Source organism: Micromonospora sp. R77, from assembly GCF_022747945.1.
GTDB lineage: Bacteria > Actinomycetota > Actinomycetes > Mycobacteriales > Micromonosporaceae > Micromonospora.
In genome coordinates, this window is record NZ_JALDST010000001.1 from 2552800 (window position 1) to 2571827 (window position 19028).

Genomic DNA, 19028 nt, shown 5'->3' on the forward strand with positions numbered 1-19028 from the left:
CGCGACCGCGAAGACTACTCGCCAGTAGGAGCGACGTTGGAAGCACCGGCTGCCCCCACCCGGCACGTACTCTTCCTCAACTGGCGAGACACCCGGAACCCGGAGGGCGGCGGCTCGGAGGTCTACGTCGAGCGGATCGCCGGGGAACTCGTCCGGCGCGGTCACCGGGCCACCCTGCTCTGCGCCGGCCACACCGCCGGCCCGGCCGAGGAGATCACCGCCGACGGCGTACGGGTGCTGCGGCGCGGCGGCCGGCACACCGTCTACCTGCGGGCGGCGCTGGTATACCTGGCCGGCGCTCTCGGCTTCGGCCCGCTGTCCCGGCGCCGCGGTGGCCGCCCCCACCTGATCGTGGACGTCGGCAACGGCCTGCCCTTCCTCTCCGCGCTCTACGCCCGCCGCCCGGTGATCGCCCTCGTGCACCACGTGCACCGGGAGCAGTGGCCGGTGGTGCTGGGCCCCCGCCTGGCCGCCTTCGGCTGGTGGGTGGAGTCCTGGCTCGCGCCCCGGGTCTACCGCCGCTGCCAGTACGTCACCGTCTCGGCGGCCACCCGGCGGGAACTCGCCGGCCTGGGCATCGACGAGGACCGGATCGCGATCGTGCACAACGGCACCCCGGACATGACCGTCGGCCCGGTGCCCCGCACCCCGCACCCCTCGCTGGTGGTGCTGGGGCGGCTGGTCCCGCACAAGCAGGTCGAGGTGGCGCTCCGGACCGTCGCCGCCCTCTCCACCGAGCTGCCCGAGCTCACCCTCGTGGTCGCCGGTCAGGGCTGGTGGGAGCCGCAGCTGCGGCAGCAGGCCGCGGACCTGGGCATCACCGACCGGGTCCGGTTCACCGGCTTCATCAGTGACGAGGAGAAGCGGACGCTGCTGGCCGGTGCCTGGGTGGCGCTCACCCCCTCCCTCAAGGAGGGCTGGGGGCTCACCATCGTCGAGGCCGGCGCGGTCGGCACCCCGACGGTGGCCTTCCGGGGCGCCGGTGGGGTGGAGGAGGCGCTGGTCGACACCGAGACCGGGCTGCTCGCCGACGGCGTCGAGGACTTCGTGACCAAGGTGCGCGGGCTGCTGGTGGACGACGCGTACCGGGCGGCGATGGGAGCCGGGGCGCGGGCGCACGCCGCGCGGTTCACCTGGCCGGTGTCGGGAGAAAAGTTCGCGGCCCTCGTGGCGAGGGCCGCGAACGCGCCGGCGCTGGAGCCGGTCAAGCAGATGGAGCCGGTGGAGCCGTCCTACCTGGTGCCGTAGACCAGCGGGGTGTTGCCGCTGGCGTCGCCACTGCCCGAGCCGCCGGTACGCGCCGCCTGCTCGGTCTTCGCCGCCTCCGACGAGGGCGTACCGTCCAGCGTGCTGGCCAGCGCCACCGTGCCGAAGACGCCGAGAGCGAGGGCGATCACTCCGGCCAGGACCAACGAGAGAGCACTGCGCATGGTTGCTGTATTCCTCCTCGTGAGCTGCGTGGGTCGGGACGTTACCACCAAGTAGCCAGCGAAAGGAGGGCCGCGAGGGCGATCAATCCCGGCGGCTCGGCCAGGATCATCGGCGCGGCCCGACCGCCGGATTCTCGTACAGGGACAGCTCCTCGCCCAGGTAGACCGGGCGGAGCCCGGCCAGCACCGCCGGGTCGACCCGCGGACCGCCGGCCAGCCGTTGCACCACGACCCAGCGCATCCCCGTCGCGGCGGCCGGTGCGCCCTCCGCCAGCAGCCGCCGGACCCGGGCCGCCCGCGGATTCTCCCCGGCCACCTCGGTGTCGCCCACCCAGAGCGTGTCGTCGACCAGCACGTCCGCGTCGACGTACCGGGGCAGCGGGTCGAGCACGGTCCGCGCGCCGTTCCACGGATACGCCCGGTAGGCGCCGAACGGCAGCGACAGCACCTCGCCCGGCCGACCCGCCAACCGGGCGGCGACCGCGTCCCAGTCCGCCGGGTACTGCACCGGACGCAGCCGGCCGGCCACCCCGAACGCCAGGTCGGGCAGGAGCGCCACCGGCAGCAGCAGCGCACCGGCCAGGACCGCCACCCCACCCGTACGCCCCAGCCGGGCGGCGACCGCCCCGGCCAGCCGCTCCGCACCGAGCGCGAACCCCACGGCGACCAGCAGCGCGTACGGGACGAGGAACTTCTGCCCGTCGCGCAGCAGCCCGGCGCCCGGCACCGTGGCGACCAGCCACTCCAGCCCGGCGGCCACCCCGGGCAGCACACCCAGCGCGGCGACCACGAAGGAGGCGGCGGCCAGCCCGACCAGCCGACCGGCGAAGCCGCCCGGCCAGCGGCGGCGCAGCAGTCGCCAGCCGAGCACCGCCACCGCCAGCACCAGCACGGTGCCGACCGGGGCGAGCGGCGACGAACGGCTGACCGGGGCGGTCTGCGCGTTCCAGATGCCCCCGGTGCCGGCCAGCGCACCCAGCGCGCCGCTCCAGTTCTCCGCCCGGGCGGAGAAGGCCGCCACCCCGTCCGGGTCGCTGCGGCCGCTCGCCCCGGTCGACGCCGCCGCCACCAGCCACGGGGCGTTGAGCAGCAGGACCCCGCCGACCGCCACGGCGGTCACCCGGGCCGCGCCGCGCCGGGCCAGCAGCACCGCCGTCGCCGCCAGCGCGATCAGCCCGCCGGTGGGGGTGACCGCCGCCGGTGCGGCGGCCAGCAGCAGCACCGGCAGCGCCCGCCGACGCCTCTCCCGTACGCCCAGCGCCGCCGCCACCAGCCAGGGCAGTGACCCGTACGCCAGCAGCAACCCCCAGTGCCCGATCACCAGCCGCTCCGCCAGGTACGGCGTCCAGGCGTAACCGACGGCGGCGACGAGCCGGGTCACCGGGTGCCGCGCCGGCACCAGCCGACCGGCGCCGAGCGCGGCCAGCAGCAGCACGGCGGCGAGCACCAGCCGTTGCAGCAGCCAACCCGGCACCGCCTGGCCGGCCAGCGAGACCAGCGCGTCCAGCGGCACCGCCCGGGGCAGCGACTGCGCGGGCGCGACGAGTTCGGCGCGCAGCGGTTGGTGCGGCACGAACACCATGTCGTAGCTGAGCACGTAGCCGGGCGCCGCCAGCGGGGCCAGCACCAGCAGCGTGACGAGCAGACCCACCCCGGCCAGCATCGACCTCTCGCGCAGGGTTGACCTCCTCATTACGCTGACCGGTCGAGGGCGCCGGTGTGGCGACACTGTACGCGCGCCGGCACGGGCCCGGCGGAGCCGGCGACACGGGGCGGTCATGCAGAGAGAGTCGGACGGGCGGGCGGCCGGGCTGGGCGTCGCCGGGGTCGCGGTGACCCTGGCCGGTGTGTTCGTCAACGGCCTGGCGTACGTGGTGCCGGTGCTCGGCGCCCGGCACCTGCCCCCGGCGGAGCTGAGCGCGCTGGCCACCCTCCTCGCGCTCGGCTCGATCGGTGGGGTGGCCAGCACCGGCCTGCAGATCGCGGTGGCGGTGCACCGGGCCCGGCACGGGCGCGCCCCGACCACCCGGCCGACCCTGCTGACCGTGGGCGTGACCGCCGCGCTGCTGGCCGTCGGGCTGCCGCTGGCCGCCACGCAGCTCCGGCTCACGCCCACCGCGGTGCTGCTGCTCGGCGTGCTCACCGTGGCGGTGGTGGCCGCCGGGCGCTGGCTCGGCGAGTTGCAGGGCGACCAGCGTTTCCTGCGGCTGGCCGGCGGGATGGCCCTGCTGGCCGCCGGCCGGTACGGCGGCATGGTCGCCGGGCTGGCGCTGGGCGGCGGCCTCACCGGCTCACTGCTCGCGGGCGCGGTCACCTCCGTCCTGGTGCTGGCCCTGCTGGTCCGGCTCAACCGGGGCGCCGGGGTCGACCCGACCGCCCCGACGCTGGCCACCCGGACGGTGCTGACCGCCGGGGCGGCCACCCTGGCGATGCTGGTCGTCTCGTACGCGGACCTGCTGCTGGCCCGGCGGTTCCTGCCGGCCGACGCCTCCGGGGCGTACGCGGTCGGCACGGTGTTGACCAAGGGCGCGCTCTGGGCGCCCCAGGTGGTGACGGTGATCGCGCTGCCCCGGCTGGCCCGGGGCGACCGGCGGACCCTGGTCACCGCGGTGGCCCTGGTCGCCGCGTCCGGGGCGGCGCTGGTGCTGGCCGCCGCGCTCGCCGGCGGGCTGGCGTTCCGGCTGGCCGGCGGCCCCGACTATGTCGACCAGGGCCGCAACGCGGTGCTCTTCGCCGGCGCGGGCGCGCTGTACGCGCTGGTCTTCGTGCTGATCAACGCCCGGGTCGCCGCCGCTGCCCGGTGGCCGTCGGCGCCGCTGTGGGCGTCCACGGTGGCCTTCGTCCTGGCCGTGGTCACGGTCGTGCCGCACACCGTCCCGGGTATCGCCGGCGCCGCCCTGGTCACCGCGGCGGTCACCGCGCTGGTCACCGGAGTGCTGACATTCGGGCAGAAAACCTCCGCGCTGGCCGTTTCCAACCGTCCGGCCGCTTCCGTGACGACCGGGGGACGTGACACGCTACCGGCCGAGTGACCAGTGGACGGGGGTTTCTGGTGACCGGACCGGCCGACGGTGGCCGCCTGACGGGTGCGCGCCGGCACCGCCGTTGGCTGCTGCTCGCCCTGCCCGCCGTCCTGCTGCTGGCGGTCGGCTTCGCCGTCGTCCCCGACCGACGGACCGACGACCGGGGCGTCGCCGCCGCCCGCCTCACCGAGCTGTTCGACCGGTACGGCGACACCTCCGGTCAATGGAACGGCGCCGACCGGACCGCCTCCGTCGCGTTGCCCGACGGCCGGACGCTCTGGCTCTTCTCCGACACCTTCCTCGGCCCGGTCGGGCCGGACGGCTCCCGGCCGCGTACCGCGCCGTTCGTCAACAACTCGGCCGTGGTGCAGCAGGGCGACGAGCTGCGGGAGACCGTGCACGGCGGGTCGGCGGCGGACCCGGCCTCGCTGGTGCCGCCCCCCGCGCCCGACGAGTTCTACTGGATCGGTGACGCCGAGGTCGTCGGGCAGAGCGTTCAGGTGCTGGTGAACCGCTACCGGCGGACCGGTTCGGGGCCGCTGGACCACGCCCTGCTCGGCACCGCCCTGGCCACCCTCGCCCTGCCCGCGCTGACCGTGACCATGCTGCGGTCGCTGCCGCTGGGGGCCCGGATCTCGTGGGGTTCCGAGGTGCTCCACGACGGCGACCACACCTACGTGTACGGCACCGAGACGGTCGGCGAGTCCCGGTTCGCGCACGTCGCCCGGGTGGACGGCACCGACCTGGGCGGCCGGTGGGAGTTCTGGACCGGCTCCACCTGGGCACCGGCCGAGGATGCCTCGGCGCGGCTGCTCAGCGGCGTCGGCACCGCCTACGGGGTGCAGCGGGTGGCCGGCCGGTACGTGCTGGTCACCCAGGAGAACAACGTCGTGTTCAGCCCCGACGTGGTGGCGTACACGGCCGACTCACCCACCGGGCCGTTCACCGGGCCGGACTATCTCTACCGCGCCCCGGAGAACGCCGCCGGGCACATCGTCTACGACGCCGACCTGCACCCCGAGCTGGCCCGCCCCGGTCGGCTACTGATCTCCTACAACGTCAACGACCTCGACGACGCCGTCACGTACGCCGACGCCGGGGTCTACCGTCCGCGCTTCGTCGAGGTCGACTGGCCCCGCCGCACCGACTCGGCGGACCTGCCCCCGCAGCCCACCGACCTGACCGCCGTGGCCGACGGGGCGGGGCACGCCCGGCTGGCCTGGCGGGCGCCCCGGGCCGGACTGCGCTACCAGGTGCACCGGCGGGACGTCACCGCCGGCCACACCCACTTCGTCCGGCTCGGCGAGCCGGTCGACGGCACCGGATTCTCGGCCGACTTCCTGGTCAACGGGCACGACTACGAGTTCCGGGTGACCACGGTCAGCGGCGCGGCGGAGAGCCGGCCGTCGCCGGTGGCCACGATGACGGCCCAGGTGCCGCCACCACCGCCGCCGGCCGGCGTACGGGCCGTGGCGGGGAAGGCCGGCGACGTCGCGCTGCACTGGGATCCGGTGCCGTTCGTGCAGGTGTTCCGGGTCCAGCAGCGCAACCTGACCACCGGCGAGCGGACGTCGGCGGGTACGCACACCGGCACCAGCGCCACCGTCGGGTCGCTGCGGCACGCCCAGACGTACGAGTTCACCGTGACCGCGGTCGGCGGTGGCGGCGACAGCGTGCCGTCGGCGCCGGTGCGGGCGACCGCCTTCGTCACCCCGCCGTCCCCGCCGGCCGGGCTCACCGCGACACCGCGACCCGACGGCACGATCGCCCTGACCTGGGACACCCTCGGCCGGGGCGTCTCCTACCGGGTCTACCGGCGGGACGTCACGGCCGGGGAGACCACGCTGGCCCGGCCGTCCCTGGACACCCGGGCGGCGCACACCGCCGGCCAACTCGTCCACGACCACGAGTACGAGTTCGCGGTCACCGCCGTCAACAGTGGCGGCGAGGGCCCGAAGTCCACCCCGGTACGCGCGACCGCCCGCTACACGGCCCCGGGCACCGCCCCGACCGGGTTGCGCGCCGAGCCGGGCCGCGGCTCGGTCGAGCTGACCTGGCGCTCGCCCCAACCGGGCGGATGGCACCGGGTCTACCGGCGGGACCTGACCGCGCAGGAGCGGGAGTTCACCCCCGAGGAGGTCGCGGTCCGGGGCCAGCGGGCCACCGTCAACCGGCTGCGCAACGGCCACGAGTACGAGTTCGCGGTGGCCGCCGTCAACCAGGCCGGCGCCGGGCCGATGAGCGAACCGGTCCGGGTCACCCCGCTGCTGCCCGTCCCGACCGGGCTGACCGCGACCGCCACCGGCAACGGCGAGGTGCGACTGAGCTGGCGCTCCGCCGGGCCGGGCCTGTTCTACCGGCTCTACCTGCGCGACAGCACCACCGGTGAGGCGTGGCACCCGGACCCGTACCCGGTGTCCGACACGTCGTTCACCGCCGTGCTGCTGACCCGCGGCCACCGCTACGAGTTCCGGGTGGTCACCGCGGACGGCACCGACGAGAGCCGACCGACCGAGCCGGTCCCGGTCGACGTCCGGTGAGCCCCGGCCTCAGTCGCCGGCGGCGAGCCAGGTGCCCAGCAGGTGGCGGTCGATCGAGTCGATCCGGCCCAACGGCCGGCCCTGTGCCACCCGGGCCCGCAGCTCCGCCCGGGTGAACCAGCGCGCCTCGACCAGTTCCTCGCCGTCGACGCGCACCTCCTCCGACGTCGCGGTGGCCCGGAAGGCCACCATCAGCCCGGCCGGGAAGGGCCAGGCCTGTGAGCCCTGGTACGCCAGGTCGGTGACGGTCACCCCGGCCTCCTCGGCCATCTCCCGCCGGACCGCGTCCTCCAGGCTCTCGCCGACCTCGACGAAGCCGGCCAGGGTCGACCACGAGTCGGACCGCGCGCCGCCGTGGCGGGCCAGCAGGCAGCGGTCGGGCGCGTCCGGCGCCTGCACCAGCACGATGACCGCCGGCTCGATCCGGGGGAACGTCAAACGGTCACAGCCCGTGCAGAACCGGCTGTGCCCACCGTCCCGGGCCTCGGTGGCCGCGCCGCAGCCGCCGCAGTACCGCTGCCCCCGGTGCCAGTGCAGCAGCCCTCGCGCGTACGCCTGGACGGCTGCGTCGGCCGGCTCCAACCCGCCCACCACGGCCCGCACGTCCACCGTCTCGACCGCCCCGGCCAGGGCCAGCGCCGCCGCCTCGGTCGACGGGGAGAGGTCGACGGCGAAGACGGCCGTGCCGGCGTCCAGCCCGAGGAAGACGGTCTGCCCGGCGGCGGCCAGCAGCTCGGCGGCGGCGGCCACGTCGACCCGTACCGGGGTGCGGTCGGCGGCCACCAGGCAGCGGTCCCGCCAGAGCGGCACCAGCACGCTGCCGGGTTCGGCCAGTCGCGCCGCGATCCAGTCGGGATCGGCCCGCCGGTCACCCGCCCGGTCCAGCCACCCGCCCCCGTACGTCAGGCCCCGCTCGTCGGTCCGCACCCCCATACCGTGCCACGGGTCCCCGCCGGGCGGAGGACCGGACTCCGCGTGCCATCGGTGACGGGCCCGACACCGTACGGTGCGGCCTGCGACACGCGCCACCGGGCAGGCCCGATCGGAGACTCCCGGGCGGCCCGAGCGTTGGTTACCGTAGGTGTCTTCCGGGTGGGGGAGCGTTCCCCACGTGGTACTTCCGATCGAGGTTCCTGTGACGCTGTACGGCGAAAAACCCCCGGTCGCCGACGACCGGCCCACGGTGCAGGTCACCGCGGTGACCTGGCCCGACGACGCGCCGGGCCCCGACGCCGCACCGGCCGGCGGTCGGCCGGACGGACCGTCCCGCGCCAGGCGCGGCCGGCTGTTGCTCGCCGGCGGTCTCACCGCCGCACTGCTGGCCGCCGGGGTGGGCGTCGGCGCCTACGCGTACGCCGGGGACGTGCCCCGGGGCACCACGGTGCTCGGCACGGAGCTCGGCGGGCGCAGCCGGGCCGACGCGGCCCGGGAGCTGCGATCGGCGCTGGAACGGCGCGCGGCGACCCTGGACGCCCCGGTGCAGGTCACCGTGGGCGAGAAGGTCACCGAGGTGAAGCCCGCCGACGTGGGCCTGACGGTGGACGTCGACGCCACCGTGGCAGCCGCCGCCGAGGCCGACGCGCACGCGGTGAGCCGCCTCGTCGGTTCCCGGACGGTCGACCCGGTGGTGTCCGTGGACGTCGCCCGGCTCGACACGGTGCTGCGCGGCGCGCTGGGTAAGCAGGGCCGGGAGATGACCATGCCGGCGATCATCTTCACCGGCACCAAGCCGAAGCCGGTCTATCCGAAGCCGAGCCTCAGCCTGGACCCGCCGCGCTCCGCCGAGGTGGTGAAGCAGGGCTGGCTGAGCGGCCGGCCGGTGACCGTGCCGCTGGTGGAGAAGGCCCCGGCCACCAGCCGGGCGGAGGTCGACTCGCTGGTCGAGGAGCTGGCGAAGCCGGCCGTGGCGGCACCCGTCACGCTCACCACCGACAAGGGCTCGGTGACCATCCCACCGGCCGCGATCGCCCGCAGCCTGCGCTTCTCCGCCGACGAGGCGGGCAAGCTGACCCCGCGGGTGGACGTGGAACGGCTGCGCGACGCCCTGGGCGACACCCTGACGAAGATCGAGGTGGCGCCGAAGGACGCCGGCCTGACCATCTCCGACGGCAAGCCGAAGGTGGTGCCCGGGCGGGCCGGCCAGCAGGTCGACTCGGCCGCGCTGGCCCGGGACCTGCTCGCCGTGCTGCCGAAGGCCGACGGCCGTACCGTCACCGGCCGGTTGGCCGCGGCCCAGCCGGCGCTGACCGAGGCGAAGCTGGCGGAGCTGGGCATCAAGGAGCGGGTCTCCACCTTCACCACGAAGTTCCCCGGCGGGCTCTCCTCTCCGCGCAGCCAGAACATCATCCAGGCGGCGAAGGACGTGGACGGCACCATCGTGCAGCCGGGCGAGACGTTCTCGCTCAACGGCCACACCGGTGAACGCGGCTACGACCAGGGCTACCAGGACGCGCCGGTGATCGTCGACGGCAAGCTGGTCCCCGGGGTGGGCGGTGGCGTCTCCCAGTTCACCACGACGCTCTTCAACGCCAGCTACTACGCGGGTATGGAGGACGTCGAGCACAAGCCGCACTCGTACTGGTTCGACCGCTATCCCGCGGTGATCGAGTCGACCATCTTCTGGCCGAACCTGGACTTCAAGTTCCGCAACAACAGTCCGCACGGTGTCCTGATCGACACCTCGTACACCGCCAACACGGTCACCGTGTCGATGTGGAGCACGAAGATCTACGACAGCGTCAAGACGGAGTACGGCCCCCGGCGCAACATCACCAAGCCGAAGACCATCCACCTGACGCCCGGCCCGAAGTGCATCGCGAGCAACGGCATCGACGGCTTCAGCCAGGACGCCTACCGGGTGATCCGCAAGGACGGCAAGGTGATCAAGCGGGAGAAGTTCAGCTGGACCTACCAGGCCGAGCCGAACTACGTCTGCGGGCCCAAGCCCTCCTGAGGTCCGGGCAGCGAGAAGCCCCGCCGGCTGCGTCGCCGGCGGGGCTTCTGCTTCTCGTACGGCCTCAGGGTCGCGCCTCGGCCAATCCCTTGCGTACGCCGTCCGCGTCGCGGTCGGTGCCGTAGACCGGGGTGTCGGGCTGCTGGCGCCAGCTCTCGTCGAGGGTGCCGGCGTCGACCGGGTCGAAGCCGAGCGCGTCCACCAGCTCCATCACCGTCTGCTTGGCCTGGGCGTCGTCGCCGGCCACGGGCAGGGCGATCCGGTCGGCAGTGCCGGCGGGCCGGCCGCTCTCCATCAGGTGCGCCGCCTGGATGTTGTTGAACGCCTTCACCACCCGGGCGCCCTTGAGGTGCTCCGCGGTCCACCGGCTGGAGCTCAGGCTGCGGTCCAGCAGCTCGGCGATGTCGCCGTCGCGCTGCGGGTAGTAGTTGTTCGCGTCGACGACCAGCCTGCCGTCGAAGAGTTCCACGGGGAGCGCCGGTACGGCCTTGAGCGGGATGGCCACGACCACCAGTTCCGCCCCCTGCACCGCCTCCTCCAGCGTGCCGGCCGTGGCACCGGTCTCCGCCGCGAGGTCCGTCAGGCTCTGCGGGCCGCGCGAGTTGGTCACCGTGACGTCGTGCCCGAGCGTGCTCAGTCGACGGGTGAGGGTGCCGCCGATGTGCCCCGACCCGATGATTCCGATCTTCATGCCCACTCCTGCCTCCGCCAGCACCTGGCGGTCAGTTCCGGCCGAACCATCAGCAGGTACCCCGACCGCTCCGGTCCACCCCGATACGGGACGAGGCGTGCGCCACGTCCCGTTCCCGGCCACGAGTGCGAGGACGTCCCGGGGGAGTGGTTCCCGCACCGACGGTACCGAGGCACGGGTGCAGGAGCGGGCCGATTCACGGAACGCGCCGTTGCGGTGCCGGCGGAAAGCGTGTGGAAACGCAGTTGAGGCCACCCCGCAAGGGGTGGCCTCAACTGGAATGTTTGTCCGGCGGTGTCCTACTCTCCCACACCCTCCCGAGTGCAGTACCATCGGCGCTGGAGGGCTTAGCTTCCGGGTTCGGAATGTAACCGGGCGTTTCCCCTCCGCCATGACCGCCGTAACTCTATGAACATGTCAAAACACACCGGGCTGACTCACGGGTGTTCGCTTGTTCAGAGTTGCACAGTGGACGCGTAGCAGCTTCGTAGTCAAGTCCTCGGCCTATTAGTACCGGTCAACTGAACCCGTTACCGGGCTTACATTTCCGGCCTATCAACCCAGTCGTCTAGCTGGGGGCCTTACCCCACCAAAGTGGGTGGGATACCTCATCTTGAAGCGAGCTTCCCGCTTAGATGCTTTCAGCGGTTATCCCTTCCGAACGTAGCTAACCAGCCGTGCCCCTGGCGGGACAACTGGCACACCAGAGGTTCGTCCGTCCCGGTCCTCTCGTACTAGGGACAGCCCTTCTCAAGTATCCTACGCGCACGGCGGATAGGGACCGAACTGTCTCACGACGTTCTAAACCCAGCTCGCGTACCGCTTTAATGGGCGAACAGCCCAACCCTTGGGACCTGCTACAGCCCCAGGATGCGACGAGCCGACATCGAGGTGCCAAACCATCCCGTCGATATGGACTCTTGGGGAAGATCAGCCTGTTATCCCCGGGGTACCTTTTATCCGTTGAGCGACACCGCTTCCACTCGCAAGTGCCGGATCACTAGTCCCGACTTTCGTCCCTGCTCGACCTGTCAGTCTCACAGTCAAGCTCCCTTGTGTACTTGCACTCAACACCTGATTGCCAACCAGGCTGAGGGAACCTTTGGGCGCCTCCGTTACCCTTTAGGAGGCAACCGCCCCAGTTAAACTACCCACCAGACACTGTCCCTGAACCGGATAACGGTCCGAAGTTAGATACCCAAATCAACCAGAGTGGTATTTCAAGATTGCCTCCACCCATACTGGCGTATGGACTTCACCGGCTCCCACCTATCCTACACAAGCTAATTCGGATACCAATGTCAAGCTATAGTAAAGGTCCCGGGGTCTTTCCGTCCTGCCGCGCGTAACGAGCATCTTTACTCGTAATGCAATTTCGCCGGGCCTGTGGTTGAGACAGTGGGGAAGTCGTTACGCCATTCGTGCAGGTCGGAACTTACCCGACAAGGAATTTCGCTACCTTAGGATGGTTATAGTTACCACCGCCGTTTACTGGCGCTTAAGTTCTCCGCTTCGCTCGTGAGAGCTAACAGGTCCCCTTAACGTTCCAGCACCGGGCAGGCGTCAGTCCATATACATCGAATTACTTCTTCGCATGGACCTGTGTTTTTAGTAAACAGTCGCTTCCCCCTGCTCTCTGCGGCCATACAACGCTCCACCCGCGCGGGGCTTCACGTCTCCGGCCCCCCTTCTCCCTAAGTTACGGGGGCAATTTGCCGAGTTCCTTAACCACAGTTCGCCCGATCGCCTCGGTATTCTCTACCTGACCACCTGTGTCGGTTTGGGGTACGGGCCGCTAAGAACTCGCTAGAGGCTTTTCTCGGCAGCATAGGATCACTGACTTCACCTGAATCGGCTCGGCATCACGTCTCAGCCTACATGCACCGCGGATTTGCCTACGGTACGGCCTACACGCTTACCCCGGCACAACCACCGGCCGGGCTCAGCTACCTTCCTGCGTCACCCCATCGCTTGACTACTACCCGCCAGGTTCCCACGCTCCCCACCTTTGGTCCGAAGACCGCCGGCGGTTCGGGTGGTTAGCACAACGAGGTTCATCAGGGACGCTCTTTCGCGGGTACGGGAATATCAACCCGTTGTCCATCGACTACGCCTCTCGGCCTCGCCTTAGGTCCCGACTCACCCAGGGCGGATTAGCCTGGCCCTGGAACCCTTGGTCATCCGGCGGAAGGGTTTCTCACCCTTCTTTCGCTACTCATGCCTGCATTCTCACTCGTGCCGCGTCCACAACTAGGTCACCCCGTTGCTTCACCCCCGGCACGACGCTCCCCTACCCATCCACACACCTGCACGGCACATCAAGGCGCCGCGAGGTTGAAATGTGAATGCCACAGCTTCGGCGGTGTGCTTGAGCCCCGCTACATTGTCGGCGCGGAACCACTTGACCAGTGAGCTATTACGCACTCTTTAAAGGGTGGCTGCTTCTAAGCCAACCTCCTGGTTGTCTATGCGACCCCACATCCTTTTCCACTTAGCACACGCTTAGGGGCCTTAGCTGGTGATCTGGGCTGTTTCCCTCTCGACTACGAAGCTTATCCCCCGCAGTCTCACTGCCGCGCTCTCACTTACCGGCATTCGGAGTTTGGCTGATTTCGGTAAGCTTGTGGGCCCCCTAGACCATCCAGTGCTCTACCTCCGGCAAGAAACACGCGACGCTGCACCTAAATGCATTTCGGGGAGAACCAGCTATCACGGAGTTTGATTGGCCTTTCACCCCTAACCACAGGTCATCCCCCAACTTTTCAACGTTGGTGGGTTCGGCCCTCCACGCGGTCTTACCCGCGCTTCAGCCTGCCCATGGCTAGATCACTCCGCTTCGGGTCTAGAGCATGCGACTACAGAGCGCCCTATTCAGACTCGCTTTCGCTACGGCTCCCCCACACGGGTTAACCTCGCCACATGCCACTAACTCGCAGGCTCATTCTTCAAAAGGCACGCCGTCACCCCGCAAGGCTCCGACGGATTGTAGGCGAACGGTTTCAGGTACTATTTCACTCCCCTCCCGGGGTACTTTTCACCATTCCCTCACGGTACTCGTCCGCTATCGGTCACCAGGAAGTATTTAGGCTTACCAGGTGGTCCTGGCAGATTCACGGCAGATTTCAGGGGTCCGCCGCTACTCGGGAACACCCACAGAAGATCAGCAACTTTCACGTACCGGACTCTCACCGTCTACGGTCAGCCATTCCAGACTGTTCCGCTAGCCACTGACTTTGTAACTCCTCAAACGAGTGTCAGCTCGTTTCGCAGGGTCCCACAACCCCGACCACGCAACCCCTGACAGGTATCACACGCAGCCGGTTTAGCCTCAATCCGCTTTCGCTCGCCACTACTCACGGAATCACTATTTGTTTTCTCTTCCTACGGGTACTGAGATGTTTCACTTCCCCGCGTTCCCCCCATACACCCTATGTGTTCAGGTGCAGGTGACACCACATGACTGGTGCCGGGTTCCCCCATTCGGACACCCTGGGATCACAGCTTGGTTGACAGCTCCCCCAGGCCTATCGCGGCCTCCCACGTCCTTCATCGGCTCCTGGTGCCAAGGCATCCACCGTTCGCCCTTGACAACTTGACCACAAAGATGCTCGCGTCCACTGTGCAATTCTCAACAAACGACCAACCCACAACCCGACAGTCTCCCACCAGCCCGACGTCACCGCCGGCGGTATGAGAAACCAGGCCATGCCTGGCAGACTCCCGAAACCCACCATCGGGCTCCGCAGCAGTCTCCGAAAGAAACAACCAAAAGTTGTTCTTTCAGGACCCAACAGGGTGCTCTACGCCAGTCACCAGCCGCACCAGGACCAACCCGTTCCCACCACCCCGAAGAGCAGCTGTACTAGGAAGTCCCGGCCGTTGCCGGCGCCTGACTGACCAGTGTCTCCGCCATTCGAGCACCCCACCATCGCATTCGGACGGTGCGGGCTCCATGCCGTCTTTCGACGGATGGTGCTCCTTAGAAAGGAGGTGATCCAGCCGCACCTTCCGGTACGGCTACCTTGTTACGACTTCGTCCCAATCGCCAGCCCCACCTTCGACGGCTCCCTCCACAAGGGTTGGGCCACCGGCTTCGGGTGTTGCCGACTTTCGTGACGTGACGGGCGGTGTGTACAAGGCCCGGGAACGTATTCACCGCAGCGTTGCTGATCTGCGATTACTAGCGACTCCGACTTCACGGGGTCGAGTTGCAGACCCCGATCCGAACTGAGACCGGCTTTTTGGGATTCGCTCCACCTCACGGTATCGCAGCCCATTGTACCGGCCATTGTAGCATGCGTGAAGCCCTGGACATAAGGGGCATGATGACTTGACGTCATCCCCACCTTCCTCCGAGTTGACCCCGGCAGTCTTCGATGAGTCCCCGCCATAACGCGCTGGCAACATCGAACGAGGGTTGCGCTCGTTGCGGGACTTAACCCAACATCTCACGACACGAGCTGACGACAGCCATGCACCACCTGTGACCGCCCCCGAAGGACCCCCCATCTCTGGAGGTTTTGCGGCCATGTCAAACCCAGGTAAGGTTCTTCGCGTTGCATCGAATTAATCCGCATGCTCCGCCGCTTGTGCGGGCCCCCGTCAATTCCTTTGAGTTTTAGCCTTGCGGCCGTACTCCCCAGGCGGGGCGCTTAATGCGTTAGCTGCGGCACAGGGAACCGGAGAGGCCCCCCACACCTAGCGCCCAACGTTTACAGCGTGGACTACCAGGGTATCTAATCCTGTTCGCTCCCCACGCTTTCGCTCCTCAGCGTCAGTATCGGCCCAGAGACCCGCCTTCGCCACCGGTGTTCCTCCTGATATCTGCGCATTTCACCGCTACACCAGGAATTCCAGTCTCCCCTACCGAACTCTAGCCTGCCCGTATCGACTGCAGGCCCGCGGTTGAGCCGCGGGTTTTCACAGTCGACGCGACAAGCCGCCTACGAGCTCTTTACGCCCAATAAATCCGGACAACGCTCGCGCCCTACGTCTTACCGCGGCTGCTGGCACGTAGTTGGCCGGCGCTTCTTCTGCAGGTACCGTCACTTACGCTTCGTCCCTGCTGAAAGAGGTTTACAACCCGAAGGCCGTCATCCCTCACGCGGCGTCGCTGCATCAGGCTTCCGCCCATTGTGCAATATTCCCCACTGCTGCCTCCCGTAGGAGTCTGGGCCGTGTCTCAGTCCCAGTGTGGCCGGTCGCCCTCTCAGGCCGGCTACCCGTCGTCGCCTTGGTAGGCCATCACCCCACCAACAAGCTGATAGGCCGCGAGCCCATCCCAGGCCGAAAAACTTTCCACCAAAAGACATGCGTCCAAAGGTCGTATTCGGTATTAGCCCCCGTTTCCGAGGGTTATCCCAAAGCCTAGGGCAGGTTGCTCACGTGTTACTCACCCGTTCGCCGCTCGAGTACCCCGAAGGGCCTTTCCGCTCGACTTGCATGTGTTAAGCACGCCGCCAGCGTTCGTCCTGAGCCAGGATCAAACTCTCCAACAAAAACTTGTTGAAAAAATGTCCCGACAACAAAAGTGTTGCCAAAGGAATCCCCACCAGCCAGACCTCCGAAAAGGACCGACCAGTGCGGGGTATAAAACAATTGGCACTGGCTTATCAAGCACCCTGTTGAGTTCTCAAAGAACAACCACACACCGCCGCGAACCCCACACCGTGGAGCCCAACACCCGGGGCATTTCGTCCGTCCGCGTCCGCCGCTCTCGCGCCGGGCACTTTTACTACGTTACCTCACCGTCTTCCCCGTGTCAACCGGTGTGTCCCGGTGTGTCACGCTTCGTACGGTTCAGCGCCGCTGAACACACGCAGCAGCGAACCACTGCGCCTGATCCTCGGATTTGGCAGGACGGCCGCCCTGCGGTCTCCCGCGAGCTCGTCCGTTTCCCTGCCGGTCGAAAACCTTACCCGGTCGGCTCCGCTCCGCCAAATCCGCCTCGCGGCTGATCCGTCGGGCCCCGCCCGGACCGTGTCGTTCGGGAGCGAACTCCCGGCTGACCCGGCGCCAGTCCGGTTCGGCGCTCCAGGACCTTCATCCTGTTTGCCCCGTTCCGCGCTGGCAGAGAGAAAGTTACGCGTCTGCGGGTTTGATCGTCAAATCCGCGGGTAGCGTCCCCGGTCACATCATTTCCGCCCGGCTATCTTGCCTGGTCAGCGCGGTGCCAGGGGCACACGCGCCAGGCCGGTGAGTCGGCCCGGGGACCCGACGAGCTGGTACGCCCGCACGAACCACCGGCAATCAGCTCGCTCCGGGCGCCGCGCCCGGTCGGCCCGTCAGGCGGCACGGCGGGCACGGACAGCAATCCGGCGATGGTTCGACCCGCAGGCAGCACGGCGGACAGCGGACCGCGATCAGTCGACCCGCCGGACAGCGCGGCGACGCGCCGACCGGAAGCCGCGGACTCCCAGCACTCCCACGGTGGTGCCGATCGCCAGCGACGCCGCGATCAGCACCGCGTGCACCCAGAGGAAGGCGGTGGCCGGACCGCTGCCGACGGTGCCGCTGGACCAGGCGCGCGGGTCGTTCCAGATGGCCAGCGCGAACCTCGGCCAGATCACCCAGGTCCAGACCCCGACCCCGACCAGGAAGAGCGACCAGCCGCGCGACAGCACCATGGCTGACCAGTATGCCAGCGCACCGGACGCGTGCCCGGTGAGCCGCTTCCGGGATCCGGCCACCGGCACCGCTTCGCTGTCGACGACGTACCGGAGGTGGTCGTGCGGCCGTTCGATCCCCGGACCTGGCGGGCGCCGTCCGCGCCGGCCCGCGGTACGACCGGACCGGAGAGCTACCGCCGGGGCTGAGGGGCAGCCGGGAGGCCGTCCCGGCGGTTACCGTGTCAGGCATGGTCCGGCCGAGCATCCCCACGACGGAGACCCGCGGTGGTCTCCCGGTGGCTGCCGCGCCGGTTCTCCCGGTCCGCGCCGACGACGGCCGGGAGCAGATCCTGGACGTACTCCGTGCCGGTGGGCTGCGCTTCCGCGCCGGCGGGCGATGGCGGTTCGCGCTCTGACGAGCCGTCCCCACTGATCCGGCACCGCCGGGTCGGTCCGCGCGCCCGCGCGCCCTCCACCGTTTCCTCGGCACGAAAGGCGTACCACCATGTCCGCAGCACGGATGCTCACCGGCGACCGCCCCACCGGGCGGCTGCACCTCGGGCACTACGTCGGCAGCATCGCCAACCGGGTGCGGCTGCACCAGCGCTACGAGAGCTTCTTCATCATCGCCGACCTGCACATGCTCACCACGAAGAACACCCGCGAGGACATCGCGCAGGTCTCCGCCAACGCCCGCGAGATGGTCACCGACGTCCTCGCCGCCGGCGTCGACCCGGCCCGGGCGACGTTCTATCTCCAGTCGGCGATCCCGGAGGTCGGCGACCTGAACACCCTCCTGCAGAACCTGGTCACCGTGCCCCGGCTGGAGCGGGTCCCGTCGCTGAAGGAGATGGCCCGGGACTCCGGCAAGGAGGAGATGCCGTACGGGCTGCTCGGCTATCCCGTCCTCCAGGCCGCCGACATCCTCTGCGTGAAGGGCCAGGTCGTGCCGGTGGGGAAGGACAACGCCGCGCACGTCGAGGTGACCCGGGAGATCGCCCGGCGCTTCAACCACCTCTACGGCGACGTCTTCCCGGTGCCCGAGCTGATCATGTCGGAGACGCCCACCCTGGTCGGCACCGACGGGGCGGCGAAGATGAGCAAGAGCAGGGACAACGCCATCGCCCTCTCCGACGACCCGGCGACCGTCCGCCGCAAGGTGATGGGCATGTACACCGACCCGAACCGGGTCCGCGCCGACGTGCCCGGCACCGTCGAGGGGAACCCGGTCTTCGCGTACCACGACGTGTTCAATCCCGACCGGGGAAAGGTCGAGGAGCTCAAGCAGCGGTACCGGGCCGGGCGGGTCGGTGACGTCGAGGTGAAGGAGGAACTGGTGGCTGCGCTCAACCGGTTCCTCGACCCGGTCCGGGAGCGGCGGGAGCGGTTCGCGTCGACCACCGGGCTGGTCGACGAGTTGATCGTGGAAGGCACCGAACGGACCCGCGAGCAGGTCCGCCGGACCCTGGTCGAGGTGCGCCGGGCGATGGGCCTGACCAGCGCGTACACCCAGGTGCGGCGGAGGGCCGAGCGCTACCGCAAGGCCGTGGGCACGCCGGCCTGACTCTTCGCGTACGCCATCGGGCCGGCCCGGGAACGGCCTTGCGTCGTCCCCGGGCCGGCCGGTTACGCTGCTCCCGTGACCAGCTTCCGCACCTTCGTACCGACGTCCTGCGACGTGTCGGTCGGTGCGCGACGCCGGCGGTCCCACGACCGCCTGCGCTGAGTTCACCCTCCTGCGACCGGCGGCTCGAGCCGCCGGTCGACGTCGATCGCCTCTCGG

10 protein-coding genes, 3 rRNA genes and 1 pseudogene are annotated in these 19028 nt (G+C 69.6%); 6 read left to right on the plus strand and 8 right to left on the minus strand.

Going from position 1 to position 19028, the window contains the following annotated elements:
• Positions 1–36 precede the first annotated feature (36 nt).
• Positions 37–1248 carry a glycosyltransferase family 4 protein gene (locus tag MRQ36_RS11800; RefSeq protein ID WP_242794981.1) on the plus strand — a complete coding sequence of 404 codons (1212 nt, stop codon included), beginning with the start codon at positions 37–39 and terminating at the stop codon, positions 1246–1248.
• Here MRQ36_RS11800 and MRQ36_RS11805 read toward each other — a convergent pair.
• Both MRQ36_RS11805 and MRQ36_RS11810 read right to left on the minus strand, forming a co-directional pair.
• Positions 1233–1430, minus strand: a complete 198-nt coding sequence (locus MRQ36_RS11805) for a hypothetical protein (protein ID WP_242794983.1) — start codon at positions 1428–1430, stop codon at positions 1233–1235. The two genes, MRQ36_RS11800 and MRQ36_RS11805, sit on opposite strands and share 16 nt — an antisense overlap.
• Positions 1431–1545: 115 nt before the next feature.
• Positions 1546–3123, minus strand: a pseudogene (locus tag MRQ36_RS11810) (hypothetical protein); the annotation flags it as partial.
• Positions 3124–3208: 85 nt separating this feature from the next.
• On the opposite strand from MRQ36_RS11810, the gene MRQ36_RS11815 reads away from it, so the two are divergent.
• Entirely contained in the window at positions 3209–4462 is a 1254-nt protein-coding gene (locus MRQ36_RS11815) for a polysaccharide biosynthesis protein (protein ID WP_242794987.1), read from the plus strand.
• A gap of 20 nt (positions 4463–4482) precedes the next feature.
• Positions 4483–6993 carry a fibronectin type III domain-containing protein gene (locus MRQ36_RS11820; protein ID WP_242794989.1) on the plus strand — a complete coding sequence of 837 codons (2511 nt, stop codon included), beginning with the start codon at positions 4483–4485 and terminating at the stop codon, positions 6991–6993.
• A gap of 9 nt (positions 6994–7002) precedes the next feature.
• Here MRQ36_RS11820 and nudC read toward each other — a convergent pair whose 3' ends face one another.
• The gene (gene nudC, locus MRQ36_RS11825) at positions 7003–7920 is read right to left on the minus strand and encodes an NAD(+) diphosphatase (RefSeq protein WP_242794991.1); all 918 of its coding nucleotides are present in this window, start codon (positions 7918–7920) and stop codon (positions 7003–7005) included.
• 208 nt (positions 7921–8128) lie between these two features.
• On the opposite strand from nudC, the gene MRQ36_RS11830 reads away from it, so the two are divergent.
• Positions 8129–9946 carry a VanW family protein gene (locus MRQ36_RS11830; RefSeq protein WP_242794993.1) on the plus strand — a complete coding sequence of 606 codons (1818 nt, stop codon included), beginning with the start codon at positions 8129–8131 and terminating at the stop codon, positions 9944–9946.
• Between the two features lie 64 nt (positions 9947–10010).
• Here the strand turns inward: MRQ36_RS11830 and MRQ36_RS11835 are convergent, their stop codons facing one another.
• The 5 genes from MRQ36_RS11835 to MRQ36_RS11855 all read right to left on the minus strand — a co-directional run bounded on the left by MRQ36_RS11835 (position 10011) and on the right by MRQ36_RS11855 (position 17263).
• Positions 10011–10637: an NADPH-dependent F420 reductase gene (locus MRQ36_RS11835; protein WP_242794995.1), complete on the minus strand. Its 627-nt coding sequence runs from the start codon at positions 10635–10637 to the stop codon at positions 10011–10013.
• Positions 10638–10923: 286 nt separating this feature from the next.
• A 5S ribosomal RNA gene (gene rrf / locus MRQ36_RS11840) occupies positions 10924–11040 on the minus strand.
• 84 nt (positions 11041–11124) lie between these two features.
• Positions 11125–14235: ribosomal RNA gene (locus MRQ36_RS11845) — 23S ribosomal RNA — on the minus strand.
• Between the two features lie 385 nt (positions 14236–14620).
• Positions 14621–16135, minus strand: a 16S ribosomal RNA gene (locus MRQ36_RS11850).
• The 16S, 23S and 5S rRNA genes sit together here, the layout of an rRNA operon.
• Before the next feature lie 864 nt (positions 16136–16999).
• Complete coding sequence (locus tag MRQ36_RS11855; protein WP_242794997.1) at positions 17000–17263, minus strand: SCO4848 family membrane protein; 264 nt, start codon at positions 17261–17263, stop codon at positions 17000–17002.
• Positions 17264–17493: 230 nt separating this feature from the next.
• On the opposite strand from MRQ36_RS11855, the gene MRQ36_RS11860 reads away from it, so the two are divergent.
• Both MRQ36_RS11860 and trpS read left to right on the plus strand, forming a co-directional pair.
• Positions 17494–17661 (plus strand): hypothetical protein, encoded by a 168-nt coding sequence (locus MRQ36_RS11860; RefSeq protein ID WP_242794999.1) that lies wholly within the window; start codon positions 17494–17496, stop codon positions 17659–17661.
• An 89-nt stretch (positions 17662–17750) separates the two neighbouring features.
• On the plus strand, positions 17751–18809 hold the full coding sequence (gene trpS / locus MRQ36_RS11865; RefSeq protein WP_242795001.1) for a tryptophan--tRNA ligase: 1059 nt from the start codon (positions 17751–17753) through the stop codon (positions 18807–18809).
• Positions 18810–19028 lie beyond the last annotated feature (219 nt).